This is a genomic window from Catenuloplanes niger (assembly GCF_031458255.1).
Lineage (GTDB): Bacteria > Actinomycetota > Actinomycetes > Mycobacteriales > Micromonosporaceae > Catenuloplanes > Catenuloplanes niger.
Genome location: NZ_JAVDYC010000001.1, coordinates 6,486,829 through 6,508,167 on the forward strand (window position 1 = coordinate 6,486,829; position 21,339 = coordinate 6,508,167).

16 protein-coding genes, 1 pseudogene and 1 riboswitch are annotated in these 21,339 nt (G+C 73.3%); of the genes and pseudogenes, 4 read left to right on the plus strand and 13 right to left on the minus strand.

The features are described 5' to 3' along the window. Nucleotides 1-68: 68 nt before the first annotated feature. From J2S44_RS28865 to J2S44_RS28880, 4 genes are all read right to left on the minus strand, one after another. The gene (locus tag J2S44_RS28865) at nucleotides 69-1,172 is read right to left on the minus strand and encodes a lytic polysaccharide monooxygenase (protein WP_310420317.1); all 1,104 of its coding nucleotides are present in this window, start codon (nucleotides 1,170-1,172) and stop codon (nucleotides 69-71) included. Between the two features lie 177 nt (nucleotides 1,173-1,349). Beyond that, nucleotides 1,350-1,817, minus strand: coding sequence for a hypothetical protein (locus J2S44_RS28870; protein ID WP_310420319.1), 468 nt, complete (start codon nucleotides 1,815-1,817; stop codon nucleotides 1,350-1,352). A gap of 227 nt (nucleotides 1,818-2,044) precedes the next feature. Next, the gene (locus tag J2S44_RS28875) at nucleotides 2,045-2,668 is read right to left on the minus strand and encodes a hypothetical protein (protein ID WP_310420321.1); all 624 of its coding nucleotides are present in this window, start codon (nucleotides 2,666-2,668) and stop codon (nucleotides 2,045-2,047) included. Beyond that, nucleotides 2,665-4,062 carry a selenium-binding protein SBP56-related protein gene (locus J2S44_RS28880; RefSeq protein ID WP_310420323.1) on the minus strand — a complete coding sequence of 466 codons (1,398 nt, stop codon included), beginning with the start codon at nucleotides 4,060-4,062 and terminating at the stop codon, nucleotides 2,665-2,667. The genes J2S44_RS28875 and J2S44_RS28880 overlap by 4 nt, the downstream gene beginning before the upstream one ends. A gap of 93 nt (nucleotides 4,063-4,155) precedes the next feature. Here J2S44_RS28880 and J2S44_RS28885 point away from each other — a divergent pair, with 93 nt between their 5' ends. Then, on the plus strand, nucleotides 4,156-5,340 hold the full coding sequence (locus tag J2S44_RS28885) for an SfnB family sulfur acquisition oxidoreductase (protein WP_310420325.1): 1,185 nt from the start codon (nucleotides 4,156-4,158) through the stop codon (nucleotides 5,338-5,340). Between the two features lie 28 nt (nucleotides 5,341-5,368). Beyond that, nucleotides 5,369-6,532, plus strand: a pseudogene (locus J2S44_RS28890) (LLM class flavin-dependent oxidoreductase). 30 nt (nucleotides 6,533-6,562) lie between these two features. Here the strand turns inward: J2S44_RS28890 and J2S44_RS28895 are convergent. The 7 genes from J2S44_RS28895 to J2S44_RS28925 form a co-directional block, all read right to left on the minus strand. Further along, nucleotides 6,563-8,656: a sensor histidine kinase gene (locus J2S44_RS28895; protein ID WP_310420327.1), complete on the minus strand. Its 2,094-nt coding sequence runs from the start codon at nucleotides 8,654-8,656 to the stop codon at nucleotides 6,563-6,565. A 1,003-nt stretch (nucleotides 8,657-9,659) separates the two neighbouring features. Continuing rightward, nucleotides 9,660-10,412 (minus strand): CbtA family protein, encoded by a 753-nt coding sequence (locus tag J2S44_RS28900; protein WP_310420329.1) that lies wholly within the window; start codon nucleotides 10,410-10,412, stop codon nucleotides 9,660-9,662. Next, nucleotides 10,412-10,621 carry a CbtB domain-containing protein gene (locus J2S44_RS28905; protein WP_310420331.1) on the minus strand — a complete coding sequence of 70 codons (210 nt, stop codon included), beginning with the start codon at nucleotides 10,619-10,621 and terminating at the stop codon, nucleotides 10,412-10,414. Before J2S44_RS28905 ends, J2S44_RS28900 begins: the two co-directional genes overlap by 1 nt. Nucleotides 10,622-10,654: 33 nt before the next feature. Beyond that, a riboswitch (cobalamin riboswitch) is annotated at nucleotides 10,655-10,830 on the minus strand. A gap of 106 nt (nucleotides 10,831-10,936) precedes the next feature. After that, nucleotides 10,937-11,605: a tRNA (guanosine(46)-N7)-methyltransferase TrmB gene (trmB, locus tag J2S44_RS28910; protein WP_374728027.1), complete on the minus strand. Its 669-nt coding sequence runs from the start codon at nucleotides 11,603-11,605 to the stop codon at nucleotides 10,937-10,939. Between the two features lie 221 nt (nucleotides 11,606-11,826). After that, nucleotides 11,827-12,900, minus strand: a complete 1,074-nt coding sequence (locus J2S44_RS28915; RefSeq protein WP_310420333.1) for a cellulose binding domain-containing protein — start codon at nucleotides 12,898-12,900, stop codon at nucleotides 11,827-11,829. Nucleotides 12,901-13,242: 342 nt separating this feature from the next. Continuing rightward, nucleotides 13,243-14,229, minus strand: coding sequence for a TolB family protein (locus J2S44_RS28920; RefSeq protein ID WP_310420336.1), 987 nt, complete (start codon nucleotides 14,227-14,229; stop codon nucleotides 13,243-13,245). Between the two features lie 390 nt (nucleotides 14,230-14,619). Then, nucleotides 14,620-15,306, minus strand: a complete 687-nt coding sequence (locus J2S44_RS28925) for a hypothetical protein (RefSeq protein WP_310429974.1) — start codon at nucleotides 15,304-15,306, stop codon at nucleotides 14,620-14,622. 64 nt (nucleotides 15,307-15,370) lie between these two features. Here J2S44_RS28925 and J2S44_RS28930 point away from each other — a divergent pair, with 64 nt between their 5' ends. After that, entirely contained in the window at nucleotides 15,371-15,982 is a 612-nt protein-coding gene (locus J2S44_RS28930) for a class I SAM-dependent methyltransferase (RefSeq protein ID WP_310420338.1), read from the plus strand. A 165-nt stretch (nucleotides 15,983-16,147) separates the two neighbouring features. Here the strand turns inward: J2S44_RS28930 and J2S44_RS28935 are convergent, their stop codons facing one another. Next, on the minus strand, nucleotides 16,148-18,424 hold the full coding sequence (locus J2S44_RS28935; protein WP_310420340.1) for a putative bifunctional diguanylate cyclase/phosphodiesterase: 2,277 nt from the start codon (nucleotides 18,422-18,424) through the stop codon (nucleotides 16,148-16,150). Further along, nucleotides 18,405-18,977 carry a hypothetical protein gene (locus J2S44_RS28940; RefSeq protein ID WP_310420342.1) on the minus strand — a complete coding sequence of 191 codons (573 nt, stop codon included), beginning with the start codon at nucleotides 18,975-18,977 and terminating at the stop codon, nucleotides 18,405-18,407. Before J2S44_RS28940 ends, J2S44_RS28935 begins: the two co-directional genes overlap by 20 nt. A 186-nt stretch (nucleotides 18,978-19,163) precedes the next feature. On the opposite strand from J2S44_RS28940, the gene J2S44_RS28945 reads away from it, so the two are divergent. After that, nucleotides 19,164-21,287 carry an IPT/TIG domain-containing protein gene (locus tag J2S44_RS28945; RefSeq protein ID WP_310420344.1) on the plus strand — a complete coding sequence of 708 codons (2,124 nt, stop codon included), beginning with the start codon at nucleotides 19,164-19,166 and terminating at the stop codon, nucleotides 21,285-21,287. Nucleotides 21,288-21,339 lie beyond the last annotated feature (52 nt).

The window sequence follows — 21,339 nt, forward strand, 5'->3', positions numbered from 1 at the left end:
AAACCTTTAGGCAAGACTAAACCGGTACGTCAAGAGTGCGCGACCCCGGAGGGCCGCGCACCCGGTGCTCAGGCGACGGTGGTACAGGTCAGCGGCGGTGCGCTGGGCGTACCGGTGGAGGTGCCGATGAAGCCGAACGAGGCGCTGCCGTCAGCGGCCAGCGCGCCGTTGTAGCCGGCGTTGCGCGCGACCGTGACGCCGTTGCTCAGCGTGGAGATCGTCGCGCCCCAGCTCTGCGTCACCTGCTGCCCGTCCTGCCAGCTCCAGGCCACCGACCAGCCGCTCACCGCGGAACCGCCGTTGGTGACCCGCACGTCCGCCTGGAAGCCACCGTTCCACTGGCTCGTGACGGAGTACGTCGCGGTGCAGGCGCCGGCCGGGTTCGGCGTGCTCGGCCCGGGGCCCGGCGTCGACGGCGGCGTCGGGCTCGCGCTCGGGCTCGGGCTCGGCGACACCGTGATCGACGGCGTCGGCGACGGGTTCGAGCTGGTGCCGCCGAAGATCACGTCGCTGCAGAGGTAGTAGACCTGGTCCGCGTGGCTCGCCTTCCAGATCGTGTAGAGCACGGCCCGGCCGGTCCGCCCCGGCGCGCTGACATTCACCGTGTAGGTCTTCCCGTTCAGCGCCGGGTCGGACTCGGTCTGCCCACCGCCCGGCGGGATCACCCCGGTCTGGCCGGCCAGTTGCAGGTCGCCCCAGCCGAGTCGCTGGGTGAGCGGGTTGAACCCGGGCTTCGTCACGTAGGTCAGCAGGTAGTCCGCGCCGTGCTGCGCCTGGTCGTGCATGCGCAGCGTGAAGCTGGTCGGCACGGTCTGCGCCACCCAGGCCCCCGGCGTGTCCAGCGCGGAGTACCGGGTGCCGCCGGTGTTGCCCGCGCTGCACAGCGTGCCGTCCGGGATCGCGGCCTGGTGGTTGCCCTGCACGTTCTCCCGGTAGAGGCCGTTCCAGTTCCACATCGCGGTGGAGTCGGCGTTCCAGGCCTGCCAGCACATCGGGTCCTGGGTGGCCATGGCCGGGTTCTGGAAGTCGCCGCCCCAGCGCTTCCAGCAGCCGTAGTTACGGGACGGCGGGTTGACGGCGGAGCCGTGCGCGGACGCGGGATCGACCAGTCCGGTGGTGAGCACGAGCGCGGCCGCCGCCGCGATCAGTAGCAGGCGTTTGACAGGGGACATGGAGAACTCCAAGCACTCTCGTCGACGGTGGTTGTCGAAAGTGCCCGAGCGCAGGTCGCGTGGGTGGGCCGGTGCTGGTGAGCGCCGCACGTAATGCGCGCCGGGGCGGGCGCGGGGAACTGCCCGGCTCTCCGCGCCGATGCTGCGTGGACTGTCGGCTCCCGCAGGAGCCGAGCGTCACACAGTGGAGAGACGGCTGTCAATGAATGCGCGTCGATCCGCTGCCGCGGCCAGCTCGGACATCACCCGGGCGAGGAAGTCAGGATCCACATCGAGCAGGTGCGCGGGCACCGGGACCAGCCGGTCCGGGAGCTGGAGCGCCATGGTGTGTCGTCCGCCGCCGGTCCGGACCGGCTCGCCGGCATCGAGTTCGCTCCACCGGACGCGGGTCACCGGCAGCGGGAACACCTGGTGCAGCGTGATGCGCTCCGCGTCCATGGTGAGACGCGGCCGGGGCACGGCGAACCAGACCACGCTGACGGTCAGCAGCGCGACGCACACCGCCAGCAGCACGCGATCCGCCCAGCAGCCGGACGCCGGATCCGGCCGCGCGGAGATCAACGAGCTGGTGACGGCGGACGACGTGATGATCAGCACGATCCCGGAGTGCAGCAACCGGGGCGGCGCGACCAGCGCGCCGGCCACGGCGTCCACCCGGAGGCGCGCCGGCCGCCGCCGACCGGCCCCGGCGACGAGGAGGAAGGCCGTGACGGGAACAGCCGCCGCCGCGATGCCGGTCAGGACGTGGAGGGCATCACCCCAGCGAGGTCTCGATCGCCGTGACGGCGACGCGGAGCAGGATGGCGGCCAGCGCTGCGGTCACGGCGGCGAGCCGGACCCGGATCTCGGTCACGTCCGGCACCGTAGATCGTTCATGCCACCGCGATCGTCAGCAGTCCCGCCGCGATCAGCACCCCCGCCCACAGTCTGTCCAGGTTGAACCACGCGGTCCGCAGGACGCGCAGCCCGGCCACCTCGTAGACGACCACCGCCACCACCCCCGCCGCCCCGAACATGGCCACCGTGTGAATCCCGGCGGCGGCCAGCCCGGTGAGCGCGTCACCGCCCACCGCCGCGACCCCGTGCTCCGCGTGCCCGCCACCCACCGGCGCCGTCGCCAGCACGGGAAGCAGCATCAGCCCGGCACCGTGCGCGGACGACATCAGGAACGACCACCCCGCCAGCTCCGGCAGCGACAGCCGCATCCCGGCCCAGCGGAAGTGCCGCCGGGACAGCGCCCGCCACAGCCCGAACCCGACCAGCACCACACCCCCGCCGATCGCGACCCACCGGGTGGCCACCACCGACCGGGACGCGACGACCAGCGCGGCCACCACCGCCACGGACGCGAGGTGCCCGGCCGCGATCGGCGGCAGCGACAGCAGCAGTGCCCGCCGGGACCGTTCCTGCAGCCCGCGCGCGACCGCGAACAGCCACCCCATCGCCGGGTTCAGGCCGTGGAAGACGCCCAGCGCCGCGAGCGCCAGGAGCGTCACGGGAAGCAGTACGAGTCGGACGACGCGTCCCCGCCCTGCAACCGCGTCTGGTGCACGCGCAGCCCGCGGAAGTCGTCGCCGTGCGGGAAGAACCGCTCGTCGAGAACCAGCGAATCACCGGCGTGCACCAGCGCCTGCCACGCGCCCACGCCGGCCGGGTAGAACTGGTCGTCCCACGCGCCGTAGAGCGAGTTCGTCACGTACACCCGCCGCCCGTCCCGGCTCACCTCGACCATCTGCGGGCCGCCGGCCAGCCGCTCGTCCGGGAACGACGGGTGCGCCGCCCGCCGCACGATGCCGCCGAGGTGCACGGATCCGGCCTCGACCGGGTGGAACGGGTCGCTCACGTCGTACCGCTTCAGCTCGCCCGTGCCCCAGCACGAGACGTACAGCCAGCGGTCGTCCACGGACAGGTCGATGTCCGTGACCAGCGGCGGGACCGCGCCGAACGGCTGCAGCGCGGGCGGCAGCAGCGCCGGGTCGGCCGGCTCGGCCGGAATGTCGATCACCTTGGTGACCGCCCACTCGTTCCCGGAGTGATGCCACACCCAGACGGACGCGGACAGGTCTTCCACGCTGATCACCACGCCGACGAACCCGTACCGTCGGGTGGGGTCGTGGGCCGGCCGCAGCTCCAGCGGCATCTGGTACCGGTCGCCCAGGTCGACCCGCTGCACGTGCCGGCGGCGGCGCAGGTCCCAGAAGTGCAGCGCGTGCCCGTACTTCCGGCCCAGCAGCAGTTCTGGCACGATCCCGTCCTCGATCATCGACGGCGTCCCCCACTCGGACGTGACCAGCACGTCCTGCGTCAGGTGCCACCAGAAGTCGTACGCGAGGAACTGCGGCCCCCGGTCGGCCTCCCAGGCGCCGCGCACGTCGAACGTGGTGTGGTCGAGCACCGCGATCCCGCCCGGGCCCTCGTCCGGTCCGGCGCCACCGAGCGCGGACAGATAGATCCCGTCCGGCCCGCAGTGCACGGTGTGCGGCCGCGAGTATCCCGCGCGTTCCGCCAGCTCGGAGGCCGGCAGTACCTTCGTGACGACCGGCGAGCGCGGGTCGTCCTTGGTGTCCAGCACGTAGACCCGGGAGGAACGCAGCCCCGGCACGATCAGGTAGCGGCGCTCCACGTGCGGGTGCGGCGCGGTCGGGCAGAGCGCGCTGCTGCACGCGTTCCACCCGAAATGATGGAGCTCGTCGCCGGTGTACGGCAGGTCGGTCCACCCCACCACGCGGCCGAAGTCGGCTGAGGCGGGATCGGTGTCCACCACCGCGATCGCGTCCGGCCGGGTGGCGGAGCGGTCGAACGCGGCCACGTAGGCGAGCCGCTCGGGCGGCGCGGTCGCGGCGTCGCGGGGCGAGGCGTAGAAGCTCGGATCGGGTCTCCACAGGGCCATGGCAACCTCCAGGTCGGGAGTCAAGCCTAGTATTTATATAGGAATTATGGGTAAGCTCCGTTCAGTTTTCCGGCCGTAGAGTGAGGGTGCCGCATGACCGGGGCGCATGTCATCGCCGACGGGACCGAAGCGCTGGAGACGGCACGCCGGCTCGCCGCCGAGTTCGCCGAGGACGCGGCCGCGCGCGACGCCGAGCGCCGGCTGCCCCGCGCGGAGCTCGACCGGCTGTCCACCGCCGGGCTGCTCGCGATCACCGTGCCCGCCGAGCACGGCGGCGCGGACGTCGACGCGGTCACGCTGGCCGAGGTGATGCGCCTGCTCGCGGCCGCGGACCCGAACATCGCGCAGATCCCGCAGAGCCACTTCGTCTACGTCAACGTGATCCGCGCCCGGGGCACGGCCGAGCAGCGGGCCTTCTTCTACCGGGAACTGCTGTCCGGCAAGCGGTTCGGCAACGCCCAGTCCGAGGCCGGCACCAAGCACGTGCAGGACTACCGCACCCGACTGACCCGGCAGCACGACGGCTTCCGGCTGGACGGCACGAAGCACTACAGCACCGGCGCGCTGTTCGCGCACTGGATCCCGGTGCTGGCCCGCGGCGACGACGAGCAACTGCACGTCGCGTACGTCGAGGCGGGCACGCCCGGCCTCACCGTGATCGACGACTGGGACGGCATGGGCCAGCGCACCACGGCCAGCGGCACGGTCCGGCTCGACGGCGTGCACGTGCCCGCGGACCGGGTGCTCCCGCACCACCTGACGTTCACCGGCCCGCAGCTGCACGGCGCGGTCGCCCAGCTGCTGCACGCCGCGATCGACGCCGGCATCGCGGACGGCGCGCTGACCGACGCGGTCGAGTTCGTCCGCACCCGCTCCCGGCCGTACTTCGAGAGCGGGTTCGACAGGGCGTCCGACGACCCGCTGCTCGTCCAGCGGTTCGGCGAGCTGTCGATCGAGCTCCGCGCCGCGAACGCGCTGCTCGCCGACGCCGCCCGCGCGGTCGACGCGGCCCGCGCGGACCTCACCGACCGGAGCGCCGGCGCCGCCTCGATCGCGGTCGCGGCCGCCAAGGCCTACGCGGACCGGGCCGCGCTCGCGATCACGAACGCGCTGTTCGAGGTCTCCGGCACCCGGTCCAGCCTCGACCCGCTCAACCTGCACCGGCACTGGCGCAACGCGCGCACGCACACGCTGCACGATCCGGTCCGCTGGAAGGTCCAGCACATCGGCCGGTACGTGCTGAACGACACCCTGCCGCCCCGGCACGGGCTGCTCTGACCTCTCGCGAAACCTGGGGAGATCCACCATGAGCCTCACCTTCCACTGGTTCCTGCCGACCTCCGGCGACAGCCGGGACATCGTCGGCGGCGGGCACGGCGTCGCACCCGGCGCCGCCGCGCAGGCCCGGCCGGCCACCACCGCCTATTTGGGCCAGATCGCGCGCTCGGCGGAGCAGCTCGGCTTCGAGGGCGTGCTCACGCCGACCGGCGCCTGATGCGAGGACGCGTGGATCACCACCGCGATGCTGACCGAGGTCACCGAGCGACTGAAGTTCCTGGTCGCGTTCCGGCCCGGCCTGCTCTCGCCGACGCTGGCCGCGCACATGGCGACCACCTACCAGCGCCTCTCCCAGGGCCGGGTGCTGCTCAACGTGGTCACCGGCGGGGAGAGCGCGGAACAGCGCGCGTACGGCGACTTCCTGGACAAGGAGGCGCGGTACGCCCGTACCGACGAGTTCCTGCACGTGGTCCGGTCACTGTGGCGCGGCGAGACCGTCACGTTCGGCGGCGAGCACGTGCGCGTCGAGGGCGCGAAACTCAACCGGCTGTTCGACCCGGTCCCACCGGTCTACTTCGGCGGCTCCTCCGCGGCGGCCGGCCCGGTCTCGGCCCGCCACTCCGACGTCTACCTCACCTGGGGCGAGCCGCCCGCGCAGGTGGCGAGGAAGCTGGAGTGGATCCGCGGGCTCACCGCGGCCGAGGGCCGGATCCAGCGGTACGGCATCCGCCTGCACACGATCACCCGGGACACCTCCGAGGAGGCGTGGGCCGAGGCGTCCCGGCTGCTGCGCGGCATCTCCGACGACGAGATCGCCAAGGTCCAGGCCGGCCTGCACCGCAGCGAGTCCGAGGGCCAGCGCCGCATGCTCGCGCTCAACGGCGGCACCCGCGACGGCCTGGAGATCTCCCCGAACCTGTGGGCCGGCGTCGGCCTGATCCGCGGCGGGGCCGGCACCGCGCTGGTCGGCAGCCACACCGAGGTTGCGGACCGGATCGAGGAGTACGCGAACCTCGGCCTGAGCGAGTTCATCCTCTCCGGCTACCCGCACCTGGAGGAGGCGTACTGGTTCGGCGAGGGCGTGCTGCCGATCCTCCGCGAGCGCGGCCTGTGGCAGCACCCGGCCGGCGAGCCGGCACTGCGCGACACGGTGATCGTCCCGTTCACCCCCGAACCGGTCCGGTCCAGCTAGGACTGCTGCCGGCGGGCCGCCCAGGACCGGTCAGTCCGAGCTGTTCATCGGCAGGCGGATCTGGAAGGCGGTGCCGGAGTCCGGGTTGAGCAGCGCGATCGTGCCGTGGTGGCGTTCGATGATGGCGCGGCTGATCGCCAGGCCGAGACCGCTGCCCGGGATCGCCCGGTCCCGCGTGCGGGAACTGCGGTAGAAGCGGGAGAACAGGCGGTCGCGCTCGTCCGGCGGGATGCCGATGCCACGGTCCGCCACGACCAGCTCGGCCGCGTAGTCGCCGTCCGCGGTGAGCGTCACCGTGACCTCGCCACCGTCCGGGCTGTACTTGATCGCGTTGCCGATCAGGTTGTCCAGCACCCGGCGCAACCGCAGCCGGTCGCCGGGCAGCACCAGCTCGGCGGGCGTGTCCACGCGCACCGTGACGGAGTCGCCGGTCAGTGAGGAGCGGGCCGCGTCGGCCGCCTCGCGTACCACCTCGGCCAGGTCGCACGGGGTGAGCTGCACGGTGGCGTGGCCGGTGTCCAGCGCGGCCAGGTCCAGCAGGTCGTCGATGATGCCGCGGAGCAGCGTGGTGTTGCGGTCGATCACCTCGAGCAGCGCCGGGCCGTCCGCGGTCAGCTGCGCCGGCGTGGCCTCGCGGAGCAGGCTGGTGTACGCGCTGATCGAGGTCAGCGGCGTGCGCATCTCGTGGCCGATCAGCGCCAGGTACTCGTCCTTGCTGCGGGCCAGCTGCAGCTCCAGGTCCTCCGCACGGCGGCGTTCCAGGAACTGGCCGACGTGCGCGGCGATCCCGGCCAGCAGCGCGACCAGCGCGTCCTCCGGATCCTCGACGACCTCGGCGAAGAACGCGAGCACGCCGAGCGTGTCGTCACCGGACCGGACCGGGATGGCGAGCGCGGCGTGCAACTGCGACGTCTCGATCGTGTCCGCGGGCAGCAGCGCCTCGCCGTCCGCCAGGTCACGGATCCAGACCGGCTCGCCGGTCAGCCACGCCTTGCCGGAGATGCCCTGGCCGTACGCGAGCTGGTCCGGCACGTGCATCTCGGCCACGCTGCCCGGCGCGCTCCAGTGCGCGGCGGTCCGCAGCACGCCGCCCGGGCCGTCGACCAGCCACAGCTCCGCGTGCGCCCAGCCCAGCGTGCGGACCACGGCCTCCAGCACCCGTGGGCCGGCCTCCGTCGCGCTCGCGGCCTCGGCCAGCGCGGACGCGACCGCCAGCTCGCAGTCGCGGAACCGTTCGGTGCGCTTGAGCTCGGTGACGTCCTGCAGCGCGACCACGGCGCCGAGCCGCTCACCGGACGCGTCCGCGATCGGCTGACCGTCGACCAGCAACACCCGCGGACGCTGCATCGGCGAGTCCGCCAGCACCTCCAGCCCGTGCAGCTCCTCACCGGCGAACGCGCGGGACAGCGGGGTGTCCTCCGGCGCCATCGGCCGTCCGTCCGCGTGCCGGAGGCCGAAGTCGAGCGGGTGCCCGCCGGCCGCGAACGGCTCCGGCGTGCGCCCGGTGAACCGCAGCATCGGCGCGTTGATCAGCACCCGGCGGCCGTCCGCGTCGCAGGCGACCACGCCGTCGTGCAGGTTGTCCAGCACCGCGTCCAGGAAGCGCCGGTGCCGGTCGGCGTTCTCCAGCGCCTCCCGCTCCGCCACGAACGTGCCGCACACCTCGGCCGCGTGCCCGACCACGGACTGCTCCGCCACGGTCCAGTCCCGCGGCCGGTAGTCGACCACCGCGCAGACGCCGACCACCGCGCCGGTCCGGGACCGCACCGGATAGCCGAGGTAGGCCCGCGCGTCCGCCCGCCGCACCGGCGCGTCCGGCGGGACCCGCGCGTCGTCGAGCACGTCGTGCACGACCAGCGGGCAGCCGGAGTCCAGGATGACGCCGGCGAGCGTGGACGCGGCCGGGATCGCGCCCAGGTCGGCCCAGACGGCGGGCAGGTGGTAGCCGCCGCTCATCAGCATGCTGCGGCCCTCCAGCAGCTGGACCAGGCCGGTCGGCGCGCCGGTCGCACGCGCGGCCAGTTCCGCGAGCCGGTCCGCGGCGTCCTGCGAGAGCGAGCGGCGCGAGACGTGCACCCAGTCCGCGTCCGTGCCGGTCACGGCGGTGCTGCCCGTCGTCGCCACCGGCCGTTCCTCTCGTCGCGCCTGCTCCCCTCTGCCAGATTAAAGCGGCGAGCCACCTCAAAACCGGCAAATCACAGACCAGCGCGTACGACGCGCGCGCCCGTCACCCGATTCCGCTCACCTCGACGCCACCTCACGGCAGCACGCCCACCCACCACGCGAACCCGGCCACCACACGGCTCCGGCCGCCGGATGGGTCTGGCTGCCGGGTGGGTCCGGCCGTCGCGTGTGTCTGGCCGTCGCGTGGCTCTGGCCGCCTGCGGATTCGGCCGCTGCGCAGGACTGGGTAGATCATCAGGCCGCTGCAGATCCTGGCGATCACGGGCTCCGCCCGGAACCTGGCTGGCGCCCGGGGTCTGGCTGCCGCCCGGAACCTGGCTTCCCCCTGAATCTGGCTGCCGTCGGAGGAATGGCCGCGCGGAGATCGGCCGCTGCGTGGGGAACCCGAGGCCGCCGAGGGAAGTCGCGTGGAAACGTGCTGCCGCGTGGAAACCGGTGGCCGTCTGAGGAACGGCCGCTGCGCGGAGACCGGCCGCTGCCGAGGGAGCGTCGCGTGGAAACCTGCTGCCGCGTGGAAGCGGCTGCCGTCGGAGAACGACTGCTGCGCGGAGACCCGCCGCTGAGCGAAGACCGGCCGCTGCGTGGAAACCAGCTGCCGCGTGGAAACCCGAGGCCGCCGAGGAAGTCGCGTGGAAACCAGCTGCCGCGTGGAAACCCGAGGCCGCCGAGGAAGTCGCGTGGAAACCAGCTGCCGCGTGGAAACCGGTGGCCGTCGGAGGAACGGTCGCTGCGCGACGCCGGCGGCCGCCGAAGGGACGTCATGTGGAAACTTGCTGCCGCGTGGAAAGCGGCGGTCGTCGGAGGAACGGCTGCTTGCGCGGAGACATGCCGCCGCGTGGAAGCCTGCGGCCACCGAACAAACGCCGTCTGGGACCGGCTGCCGTCTGGGACCGGTTGCCGGCTGGGACCGGCTGCCGCCCGGAACCGGGCGGCAGCCGGTGGGTCATGCCGCGGTCGTGGCCTCCGCCGTGCGGGGCGCCGCCTTCGGGGGCCGTGGCGTGAGCAGCAGTCCCAGCGTGGCGCCCATCGTCGCCCACATCGCGGCCAGTTCGGCCAGTGACGCGACCCGGAAGTCCCAGATGAGCTGAGCCGGGACGTCCGCCGGGATATCGCCGCTGGCGGCCGGCCAGATCAGCATGATCGCCGCGTAGCCGGCCACGCCGGTGAGTACGCCGGCGGTCGCCGCGAGCGGTGTGGAGTGCCCGCGGGCCACGAGCACCTGCCGCACCAGCACGGCCAGCCAGGAGATCGCCGCCGCGGCCGCGATCAGCGACAGGTACTGCGCGGTGCGCGCGCCCACCGTGTCCGGGTTGCCGACCGCGGGTGGGTCGGCCGGGTATTTCAACGCCGGGACCAGCGCGAACGACACGAACCCGAGGAACGCCAGCAGCGTCGCCCGGCCGAAGTCGGTGCGCCCGGGCAGCCGGTGCCGCACCTGCGCGAACACCACGGCCAGCACCAGCGCGAGGCAGATCGCGACCGCGAGCGCGGCCACCATGCCGCCGACGACCTGCGTGGCCCGGCCGACGAGCTCCTCCGCCGCGGGCTCGCCCGCGGCGCGGGCCTCCTCCACGGCGAGCGCACGCTCGATGACCGGCTCGACGACGAAGAACGCGACCAGCGAGGCGGCGACGCCGGCCGCGACGCCCGCGAGGGCGCCGCGCCGGAGCACCCCGCCGAGGGTGACCGTGCCCATCAGTGACACGGGACGCCGAGCGCGTGCCGGCCGTCGTGGGTGAACTCGTGCAGGTACTCCGCGACCGCACCGGTCGTGACCAGCCCGTTCTCCTGGAGCAGCAGGTAGGACACGACGAGCGCGACGACGGCCAGCAGCCAGGCGAGCAGCGGCACCCGGATCGGAGCGACGGCCGGGTCGGCGGCCTGCGCGGGAACGTGGGACGGCATGATGAATGATCCTCTCGTCCATGCCTCGTGGCGATGTGATGCGTCGCCATGGCCGGTCTCCTGGCTCCCGGATCATCACGCCCGCCCCGGCCTTCCCAGAACCGTGAGGATCCGGTGGCGAGGGTGGAACGGGCACTACCCGGTCACAGTGGCGAGGACCGCGCCGGAATCACACCGGCTTCCCGAGCACCATGGCCCGGGCAGCGTACCGCCGCCCGAATTCCCCGGACAAGAGGCGATCATCGATGCGCGCCGGCCCCGGACATGAATCGAGGCGCCGGCCAGGTCGGCGGGACGACCTGGCCGGCGCCTCGATCACCGGGCCTGGACCTGCTCGCCCTCGATGGGGGAGCGGTGGAAGATCAGGTCGTAGATGCGGCGATGCGCGGTGATGCCGCGGCGCTCGAACTTCGTCATCGGGCGGTGGTCCGGCCGGGGCGCGAAGCGGTCGAACGCGTTGGTGAGGCCCGGCTCCGCGGTCAGCGTGTCGAGCATGGCCTCCGCGTACTCCGCCCAGTCGGTGGCGCAGTGCAGCGTGCCGCCCGGGCGCAGGCGCGAGCGGAGCAGGCCGACGTGTGCGGGCTGGATCAGCCGCCGCTTGTGGTGGCGCGCCTTCGGCCACGGGTCCGGGAAGAAGACGTGGATCGCGTCGAGCGAGGCGGGCGCGAGCTGGTGGCCGACCAGCGTGAGCGCGTCGCCGAGCGCGACCCGCACGTTCGTCAGGCCGCGGCGCTCGCTCATGCTCAGCAGGTTGCCGACGCCGGGCGTGTGCACCTCGACCGCCAGGTAGTCACGCTCCGGGTCGGCCGCGGCCATCGCCACGGTCGCCTCACCCATGCCGGACCCGATCTCCAGCACCGTGGGCGCCTCGCGGCCGAAGAGCGCGGCGAGGTCGAGCGGCAGCGCCGTGGCCGGGTCGAGCGGCACGTCGACGCCGTGGCTCTCCCACAGCCGCTCCATCGCGTCGTGGTGCTTCGGACTCATCCGCCCCCGGCGGGGATGGAACGTCCGCACCCGGGCGGGAGGCAGCGCGTTGATCTGATCGGCCAGCGCGTCCATCTCAGAGAGCTGCCTGAGGTGGAGCGCTTCTTCTAGATCAGTGTTCGTCTCGATACTCATCAGACCCAAGACAATACCCAGGGGGTACGACGGAAGCGCAGCTCCCGCCGTACCCCCTCTGGGGTTTGATGGTTGTTTGCGGGTGTTTATCCGAAAGTGCAGGTGGTGGTGGGGGTCGGGTTACTGTCCGTCCACGACCCGATGAATCCGACCGTGGTGGAGGCGCCGGGCGCGAGCGCGCCGTTCCAGGCCGCGTTGCTCACCGTGACGGCGGTACCCGATTGGGTGACATTCCCGCCCCACGCCTGCGACACGGTCTGACCGGCGCCGAACGCGAACCGCGCGGTCCACGACCGGCTGGCCGCGCTGCCGCCGTTGGCGACCACGATCTCGCCCTGGAAGCCGCCCTGCCACTGGCCGACGACCCGGTACGAGGCGGTACAGCCACCACCGGACCCGCCGGTCGGCGTCGGGCTGCCGGTCGGGCCGACCGTCGGTGACGGGCTGCCGGTGCCGGTCGGCGTCGGCGTCGGGGTCGGCTGGGTGCCGTTGATGGCCGCGACCAGCGGCGTGAACCACCGGTTCGCGATCTTCGCGTCGCCGGACGCATTCGGGTGCACGCCGTCGCCGGTGTCGGTCGCCGGCACGAAGCCGGTCCACTGGTCGACCACCGTGATCGGCGACGCGGCCGTGCTCTTCGACGCGGCCCACGCCGGGATCGCCGCGTTGAACGCCACGGTCCGCGCCGCGCACTCGGTGCAGCTCGGCGGGTCCACCGGAATGATCTGCGCGACCAGCACGCGCATGCCGGGATTGCTGGCGCGCATCTGGTCGACCAGGGTGGAGAACGCGGCCAGGATCGTGGCCGGTGCGATGTTGCTCCACACGTCGTTCGTGCCGAGATGCATCAGTACGACGTCCGGGTCGGTCGCGGCCAGCCAGCCCGGCAGCAGCGACTGGTTGGCGATGTTGGTGGCCAGGTAGCCGCCGTGGCCCTCGTTCTCGCCGTCGTAGGTGAAGCCGCAGCCCTGCGGCGGCAGCGTGCCCACGAAGTCGGTGTTCGTGACGCCGGCGGCCTGCAGGCGCTGCCAGAGCAGTGCGCGCCAGCAGCCCGGCGAGCCGGTGATCGAGTCGCCGAGCGCCATGATCCGTACCGGCTCGGCCTGGGCCGTGGGCTCGTTGCCGGCCAGCGCGGGCCGGATGGTGATCAACGCGAGCACGGCCGCGGTGATCGTGACGACGGTGGCGAGGACACCGGGCAGGCGAGGGCGGCGGCGTGACGTGGGCGGTCGCGATGTGGGCGGCCGTGACGTGGGCGGTCGTGATGTGGGCGGCCGTGATGCGGGCGGTCGTGATGTGGGCGGTCGTGATGCGGGCATGAGTCATCTCCGAACGGGGTCGCTGCGACGAGACGATGCGCCGGCCCGGACCGGGATGACCGGTCGGGGCGGCAGCGGTGCAGCGTGGCGAGGCTCCCGGCCGGCTGGTGAGGGGGAGGCCTTGCCCTGCCTCCCGCGCGGCGGGCCCGTACGGCTCCGTGGATATCTTAGGTCAAAGTTCGTCTATGGGCGGGGATCCGGCTGCGAGCCCTGGCGCAGCGCCGTGCGGGTGCTGCCGGACGTGTCGAGCTGGAAGATCCACGAGCGGCCGTCGCGCTCCCCGGTGAGGTACGCGGTGCGCGCGGTGCGGTAGCTCAGCTCCCGGTCGCCGGGCATGCCGAGGGTGCGCTTCCCGCCGGTCGCCGGGTCGTACTCGATCACGGTCAGCTTCGCGGACGCGCTGGCCGTCCAGGTGAGGCGCGCGCCGTCCGGCCGCCAGGCCGGCACGGTCGCGGACCCGCTCTGCCGGCCCCCGCCGCCGAACGTGGCGACCGCGCGCTCACCCGCGTCGGCCACCGTCCCGATCGTCAGGCACGCGTCGTAGATCGACTCGCACATCCCGCCGCGGAACGCGATCCGCTTGCCGTCCGGCGCCCAGGAGACCGCGTCGTCGACCGCGATCCGTTCGCTCAGCGTGCCGCCCCGGGCCGGTTCCGGCTTCTCCGTGGGCAGCGGCTGCCCCTTGCACTCCGCCGGGAACAGCACCTCGGGCCTGGCCTTCCCGCTGGTCGCGACGCGGTAGACGACCGGGCCGCCGGTGCAGCCGGGCGCCGCGAACGCCAGCCACTTCCCGTCCGGTGACCAGTCCGCGCCGCCGGACGCGTGCGCCCCCAGGTCACGCCGCCCGCTGCCGTCCGCGTTCATCACCCAGAGCCGGTTCTTCGACAGGTACGCGATGCGCTTCCCGTCCGGCGACCACCGCGGCCGCCCGGCGCCCCCACCGGTGGTCAGCTGCTTCTCCGTGGTCCCGCGCAGCAGCAGGAGGTTGCCGTCCCGCACGAACACCAGCTCGTGCGCCGCGGCCCTGCCGTTGACCGCCGGCCCACCCGCGGCCCGCGCGTGCGCGACGGCGGGCAGCGCGGCCAGCGCGGCGACCGACAGTACGGCCGTGAGTCCGGTTCGGCCACACGTGCGTGCGGCGTGGCGCCAACGGCTGATGGTCCTGCGCATCACGGTCCCCCGAGCTCGTGATTCCGCGATCCTGCGGCGATCGCTGCCGTGCTTCACCGGGACACGATCGTCGCAACCGAACGGCACCTGAGCGCTTCCCGGTCAGCACCCTAAACGGCCGCACCGCCAAAATCCGGATTTGCCGCAAATCGGGCGCGTTCGGGTGAAGCACGCCGACGGCCGCAGTCCGCAGGGCGCCGGGTGGCGGTGGATGCAGGCGGCGGCCGCAGGGCGCCGGGCTGCGGTGGCCCCGGGTGGTGGCCGCGGGTGGTGGCCGCGGGTGGTGGCCGCGGGTGGTGGCCGCGGATGGTGGCCGCGGATGGTGGCCGCGGGTGGTGGCCGCGGATGGTGGCTCGGCGGCCCGCACCGCGGGCCGCCGAGCGGGGCCGGTCAGGCGGCGGTGGACCACATCGCGGCGAACGCGGCGGCCTCGCCGCTGAGCCAGCGGTCGATGTCGGCCGGCTTGGTGGCCGGGTCGGCGCGGAACACGTCACCGCGCCGCACGTCGACCAGCACCGGCTCCGCGTGCGGCAGGATCTGGTCCATGTGGGCGGCCATCAGGTGCAGCGTGGCCACCACCGCCTCGTCGCCGGGCGGCGCCTCGTCGAAGTGCAGGCGGACGGCCTCGGCGCGGCCCCCTTCGTACCGCAGGCCGAGGTGGGGGTTGATCTTGACGGGCAGTCCGCCGATCACCGCGATCGCGTCGCGGGTCTGCGCGAGCCACACCTTGTCCAGGTCGCCGAGCGTTTCCAGGTAGCGCGTCGCACCCGCGGCGGAGACCTCGTAGAGCGGTTGCCAACGCGGCTTGACCGCCTGGACCACGGCCGCGAGGTGCGTGCCCGGCGTCCGGAACTGGATGTCGGCCTTGAGTGCCTTGACGAGCTGCCCGTGCGGGTTGAAGCCGGACTTGGCCTGCCGCGCCCGCCGGAGCCCGCTGACGAAGGAGGCCTTTTTCGGCCCGGTCCGGCCGACGTAGCGGGTGAACGAAAGCATCGTCGCGTACGGCGTGAGATCGGTCTCGAGAGTGGGCACGGTTGAAGATCCTCCCTGGTGGGATGGCGTCTTTCGTACACACATACTAATCGACGGGTACGACATTTCCCACCCGCGGTGACGGTACGGTGACACCGTGATCCCGAATGTGCGACGTCGTCTCCACGAGCGCGGCCCGGTCCGCCCGCGGCCCGGTCATTCCCCGGACGACTTCATCCGCGTGTCGGTGCCGCGCCACGACTGCGACCTGCTCCGCGACCTGCTGATCGCGGAACGCGTCCGGGCCGTGGTCGAGATCGGCCTCGCCTACGGCGCGTCCGCGCTCGCGATCGGCGAGGCACTGGCCGGCGGCCGGCACTGGGTGATCGACCCGTACCAGGACCGCGCCTACACCGACTCCGGCTGGAACCTGCTCGTGGAGGCCGGCCTCGCCGCCACCACCACGCTGCTGCGGGCGGAGTCGTCCGTCGCTCTCCCCGCGCTGCTGCGGGACGGCGTGACCGCGGACGCCGCGTTCGTCGACGGCAGCCACCGGTTCCACGAGGTCTTCGTCGACCTGTACTACCTGCGCCGCATCGTCCGCCCCGGTGGCCTGATCGTCGTGGACGACGACGTGCCACCCGTTCACGCCGCACTCCGCTACTTCACGACCAACCTCGGCTGGGCCGACGTCCCGGTGGATCGGCCGTGGCGCTGCCGTGCCCTGCGTCTCCCGCCGACGCTGACCGAGCCGGCCTATACGGACTTCATGCCGTTCTGAGCGCCGCGCGTACCCTCATCGCCGGGTGGTCGGGGGTTTCCAGCACCCGGGTCGTTCGATCGCGCGATGTCGCGCTCGATCGCGAGCTTCCGCCCCGGGTGCGCGCGCCGAGAAGGACGGCGACCCGACGACGGTCCGGACCACGAGCGTGTGCCGGCGGCTGGGTCAGGACGACGAGGCGGCCGCGCGTTCGTCCGCGAGGACCTTGGTGAGCTCCTCCGGGGGGATCGGGCTGGAGAAGAAGAAGCCCTGGCCGAACGCGCACTGCAGGCCCCGCAGCCGGTCCAGTTGGTCCGGGGTCTCGACGCCCTCGGCGATCTGCGAGATGCCGAGCGTCTCGGCCAGGTTGACCAGCGCCTGCGTCACCGCGGAGCTGGTCGAGTCGTCGCCGAGCCGCTGGACGAACGAGCGGTCGATCTTGATCGCGTGGATCGGCAGGTTCTGCAGATAGCTGAGCGAGGCGTAGCCGGTGCCGAAGTCGTCCAGCGCGACCCGCACCCCCATCTCCGCCAGTTCGGTCAGCGTCACCGCCGCCCCGGCGAGGTCGTGCAGCAGCGACGTCTCGGTCAGTTCCAGCTGCATCCGCGCCGCCGGCAGGCCGGAGGCGAACAGCGCCTCCCGCACGTCGTGCACCAGCCGCCCGGACAGCACGTGCCCGGCCGTCACGTTGACGCTGACCGAGAACCCGCTCTCGCCCTGCCACTCGCACGCCTGCCGGGCCGCCTGGTGCAGCACCCAGCGGTCGATCTCCGGCAGCAGCCCGTTCGCCTCCGCGGCCGGCAGGAACATGGCCGGTGGGAGCAGTCCGCGCTGCGGGTGCTGCCAGCGCAGCAGCGCCTCCGCGCCGGTGACCCGGCCCGAGTCCAGGTCCACCACCGGCTGGTAGTGGATCTTCAGCTCGCCGCGGACCAGCGCGTTGCGCAGCTCGCCGTCCAGCTCCAGCCGGTTGAGCGACTCCGTGATCAGCGCGTCGTCCGCGAACCGGTGGCGGCCCTTGCCGTCCGCCTTCGCCGCGTAGAGCGCGAGGTCCGCGTCCCGCAGCATGCGCCCCGGGTCGTCGAGGTAGCCGTCGCCGCCGAGCGTGATCCCGATGCTCGCGCCGACCGCGGCGTCGCCGGTGTCCAGCGGCACCGGCCGGGCCAGATCGGCGAGCAGGCGTTCCGCCAGTCCGGCCGCGGCGGGCGCGTCCGCGTCCGCCAGCAGCACCGCGAACTCGTCGCCGCCGAGCCGGGCCACGGTGTCGCCGGACCGGGTCAGCGCCGTGAGCCGGCCGGAGACCTCCACCAGCAGCGCGTCGCCGGCACCGTGCCCGAGCGTGTCGTTGACCGCCTTGAACCCGTCCAGGTCGATCATGAGCAGCGCCGGTGCCCCGGGCGCGCCGGGCGTCAGCGCGGCCGCGAGCCGCTCCGCGAACACGGACCGGTTCGCCAGCCCGGTCAGCGGGTCGTGCGCGGCCTGGTGCGCGAGGCGCTGCCGCTGCTCGGTGAGTTCCGCGGTCAGGCGCGCGGTCATCCACAGGCTGAGGCCCTGCCGGGCCAGGATCGCGACCACCATCAGCCCGGCCAGCCCGAACACGACCAGGTCGAGGTGGCCGGTGCCGACCACGTGCACCGCGCTGATCACCAGGCCGGTCACCGCCGGGAGGTACGGCATCAGCCAGCCGCCGACCAGCGGCCGCGGCGACCACGCCGTGCCCGTGCCCGCGCCGAGCGGCAGCCGGGTGGTGCCCGCGACCAGCAGGATCACCAGCAGCATCAGGCCGTCGAGGTACCGGTCGGTCGGCAGCGACGTGTCGATCGTCAGGTACGTGCCGGCCAGGTTGTAGAGCGCGGCCAGCGCCGTCGCGCCGCTGAGCATGCCGAGCGCGGGCTGCCCCTGCGCGCCGGAGAAGAGCAGCAGCGCCACGGCCAGCACCGCGAGCGAGCCGATCGTGTACGAGATGCTCACCCACTGGAAGTTCGCGCCGGGCCGCAGCGCGGGCTCGACCGCGAGGATCCACCCGGGCAGCAGCAGCGCCGTGCTGATCTGCACGCCGTCCAGCGTCATCCGCAGCTTGCCGGCCCAGCCGTGCGGCGCGGTCGGCAGCATCAGCAGCGCGATCAGCGCGCAGCCGAACGTGATCAGCGTGGGCAGCGCGACCAGCGTGCCCGGCACCAGCTCCCGCCCGGTGACCTCGTTGCCGAGCATCACCAGGTTGGCGCCGCACCACAGCACCAGGCCGAAGCCGGCGATCGCCCACATCCAGAACCGGCCGTACCGGCGGGTCGCGGCCGCGTGCAGGTAGGCGGCGACGGCGTAACCGAGCGCGGCGCACAGCGCGGCCTGGCTGATCGTGGTGGCCGTGCCGGACGGCCAGGCCAGCAGCAGCGCCTGGACGGCGACGGCGGCGGCCACGGCGCCGACCGTGAACCGCGCGCCGGCGTTACTGAGCAACGACGTCATCCGCGCGCGCCTCCCAGACGAAGTCGACCTGTGCCGGCGTGGGCGTGGCCGCCTCCGCCTCGTACGTGAAGCCGTACGGCTGTGACGTCTCGCCGCCGACCGGCCGCCAGGTGCCGACGCCGGTGCGGTACGCGCTCCGGGTCGCCGCGAAGTTCGCGAGCGTGCCGGAGTAGACCGTGACCGCGTCGCCGAACGCGGTGCACGACGGCCCGCTGCCCGCGGTGATCGTCAGCCGCACCCGCGCGTCCGCCGGGTCGTAGTTCGCGCCGTACAGCCGGACCGCCACGCCCGTGTCGCCGCTGTAGTGCACGGTCGCGCAGTGCTCCCGGTCCGCGCCGGGCGTCATGCCGGTGACCTCCAGCCGGGCCGTGCCGGTCTCCCGCGGCGTGACCGAGACCGTGCCGCGCTGCCAGGCCGCGACCGGCTCCGGCATCGCGGCCACGTGCCGGTGCCAGACCAGCCCGCCGGTGGCCAGCAGGCCCAGTACGAGCGTCGCGCCGATCAGGTTGAGCCGGGCGCTGCCCATGCTGCTGCCGGCCTCGGTCCGGGCCATCGTCGGTACTCCTCGTCGCCACCGGCGCGGCGGGGGAGGGCCGCGCTCGGCAGGTTGTATCGGCGTTGCGGATCGGTACCTGAGCGGTGCGAGAAACTCTCAGCTCACCGGTGGGCGGGCCGAAGTTGCGGCCAGCCCGGCCCCGGGCTTTCTGCCGTGGGCCGGTCCCCCGGAAGGAGCCCGTGCATGCGCATCACTCGAAGGGCATTGCTGTTACTCACGGTGGCGCTCGGCGTCGCCGCCGTCCCGGTCCCGGCGTCCGCCGCGGCCGGGACGCAGCGGCTCCCGCACGCGGTCGGTGGATACGTCCAGAGCCCGTACCTGAAGAAGGCCGAGGCCCGGGCGAACGCGGCGGACCTGCCGGCCGTCGTCGACCTGCGCCCGTACGCCCCGGCCCCGGGTGACCAGGGCCAGATCGGCTCGTGCGTCTCCTGGTCGATCGCGCACCAGATCATGGGCTACTACGCGCAGCGGCAGGGCGGGGCCGGCGCGCCGTACGCGCCGCTGTTCCTCTACATGCGCACGGTGGCGGCCGGCGGTGCCCCGAGCGCCGGTACGAACCCGGACTACGCGCTGTCCCGCGCGCAGGCCGGCGGCGTGGACACGCAGGCGCACTACTGGCAGGGCACGACCGGCTGGCAGACGCCGCCGACCGCGGACCAGATCGCGAACGCGGAGAACTACCGGATCACCGCCTGGCAGCGGCTCTGGGTCGGCCCGAACCAGGGCGGGAACGCGCAGGCCATGGTCAAGTCGGCGCTCGCCTCCGGCCAGCCGGTCGCGCTCGGGTTCCCGGTCTTCAAGGACTTCATGTACCTGAAGGGCCACACCAACTACACCACCACCAGCGGTACGAACCTGGGCGGCCACATGGTCGCGGCGCTCGGCTACGACACCGCCGGCGTGTGGATCCGCAACTCCTGGGGCACCGGCTGGGGCAACGCCGGTGACGCGCACCTGTCCTGGTCGTTCGTGCAGTCCGCGGTGAACGGGGCGTACACGGTCAGCGGCATCGACACCCCGGCCGCCGAGACCGAGCCGGCCCCGGCCGTGGCGTCGCTGTCCGCGAAGAGCGGCCCGGCCGCGGGCGGCAGCGCCGTCACGATCACCGGCTCCGGGCTGGCCACCGCGACCGGGGTCCGGTTCGGCGGCACGCCGGCCCAGTTCTCGGCCACCACGGTCGGCGGCGTGACGAAGCTGGTCGCGACCGCACCGGCCGGCACGTCCGGTTCCACGGTGGACGTCACGGTCACCAACGGCGCCGGGACCAGCGCGACCGGCACCGGCACGCGGTTCACCTACACGCCGAACGGGCCGGACGTCACCGCGATCTCCCCGTCCTCGGCCGTGCTCTACGGCGGCACCACGGTCACGCTGACCGGCACCGACCTGACCGACGTCAAGTCGGTCACGGCCGGCACCCGGACCGTCGGCGTCAAGTCGGTCGCGGGCGGCACCTCGCTCACGTTCGTCACGCCGGCGCTGGCCGTGGGCGGCTACCCGGTCACGGTCACCACGGCGTACGGCAAGAGCGCGCCGGTCACACTCACCGTCACGCCGCCGGGTGCGCCGTCCGTCGCCGTGGCGACGGCCACCGGGTCGACGGTCAAGGCCACGCCGCTCACCGTCACCGGCGCGAACCTGCTGAAGGCGACCATGACGCTGGACGGGAGGACGGTCGGCGGCAGCGTCACCGACACGAAGATCACGCTGTCGCTGCCGGCCCGCCCGGCCGGTGACCTCCCGCTGGTGATCAAGACGCCGGGCGGCACCACCACGGTCACGGTCACCTACCTGGCGCCGCCGCGGCCGGTCCTCGCGGAGCTGGGCATGACCAGCGGCCCGACGCACCGGGCCACCCCGGTGACCATCACCGGTACGTCGCTGGGCGACATCACCGCGCTCACCGTCGGCGGCGTGCGGGTGGGCTTCACCAAGGTCTCGGCCACCCAGGTCAAGGCCACGTTCCCGGCCAGGGCCGCGGGCGCCTACGAGGTCCGGGTGACCGGGCCGGGCGGCGTCAGCGACGCGCTGACGTTCACCTACGTCACGCCGCCGAAGCCGGTGATCAGCTCGCTGAGCGCCACGACCGGCACGGCGGGCCGGAGCATCACGATCACCATCGGCGGTACGTCGTTCGGCGACGCGACCGCGCTGACGCTCGGCGGGACCCGGATCGCGTTCACGAAGGTGTCCGGCACCGAGCTCCGGGCGACGCTGCCGGGCCGGGTCGCGGGCACCTACGACGTGCAGGTGACCGGGCCGGGCGGCATCAGCGACAAGGGCGTGGGGTTCACCTACGTCAGGTGACGACGTTCCCGGGCAGGGCCTCCGCTCCGGCCAGGGGCGGAGGGCCGGGGTG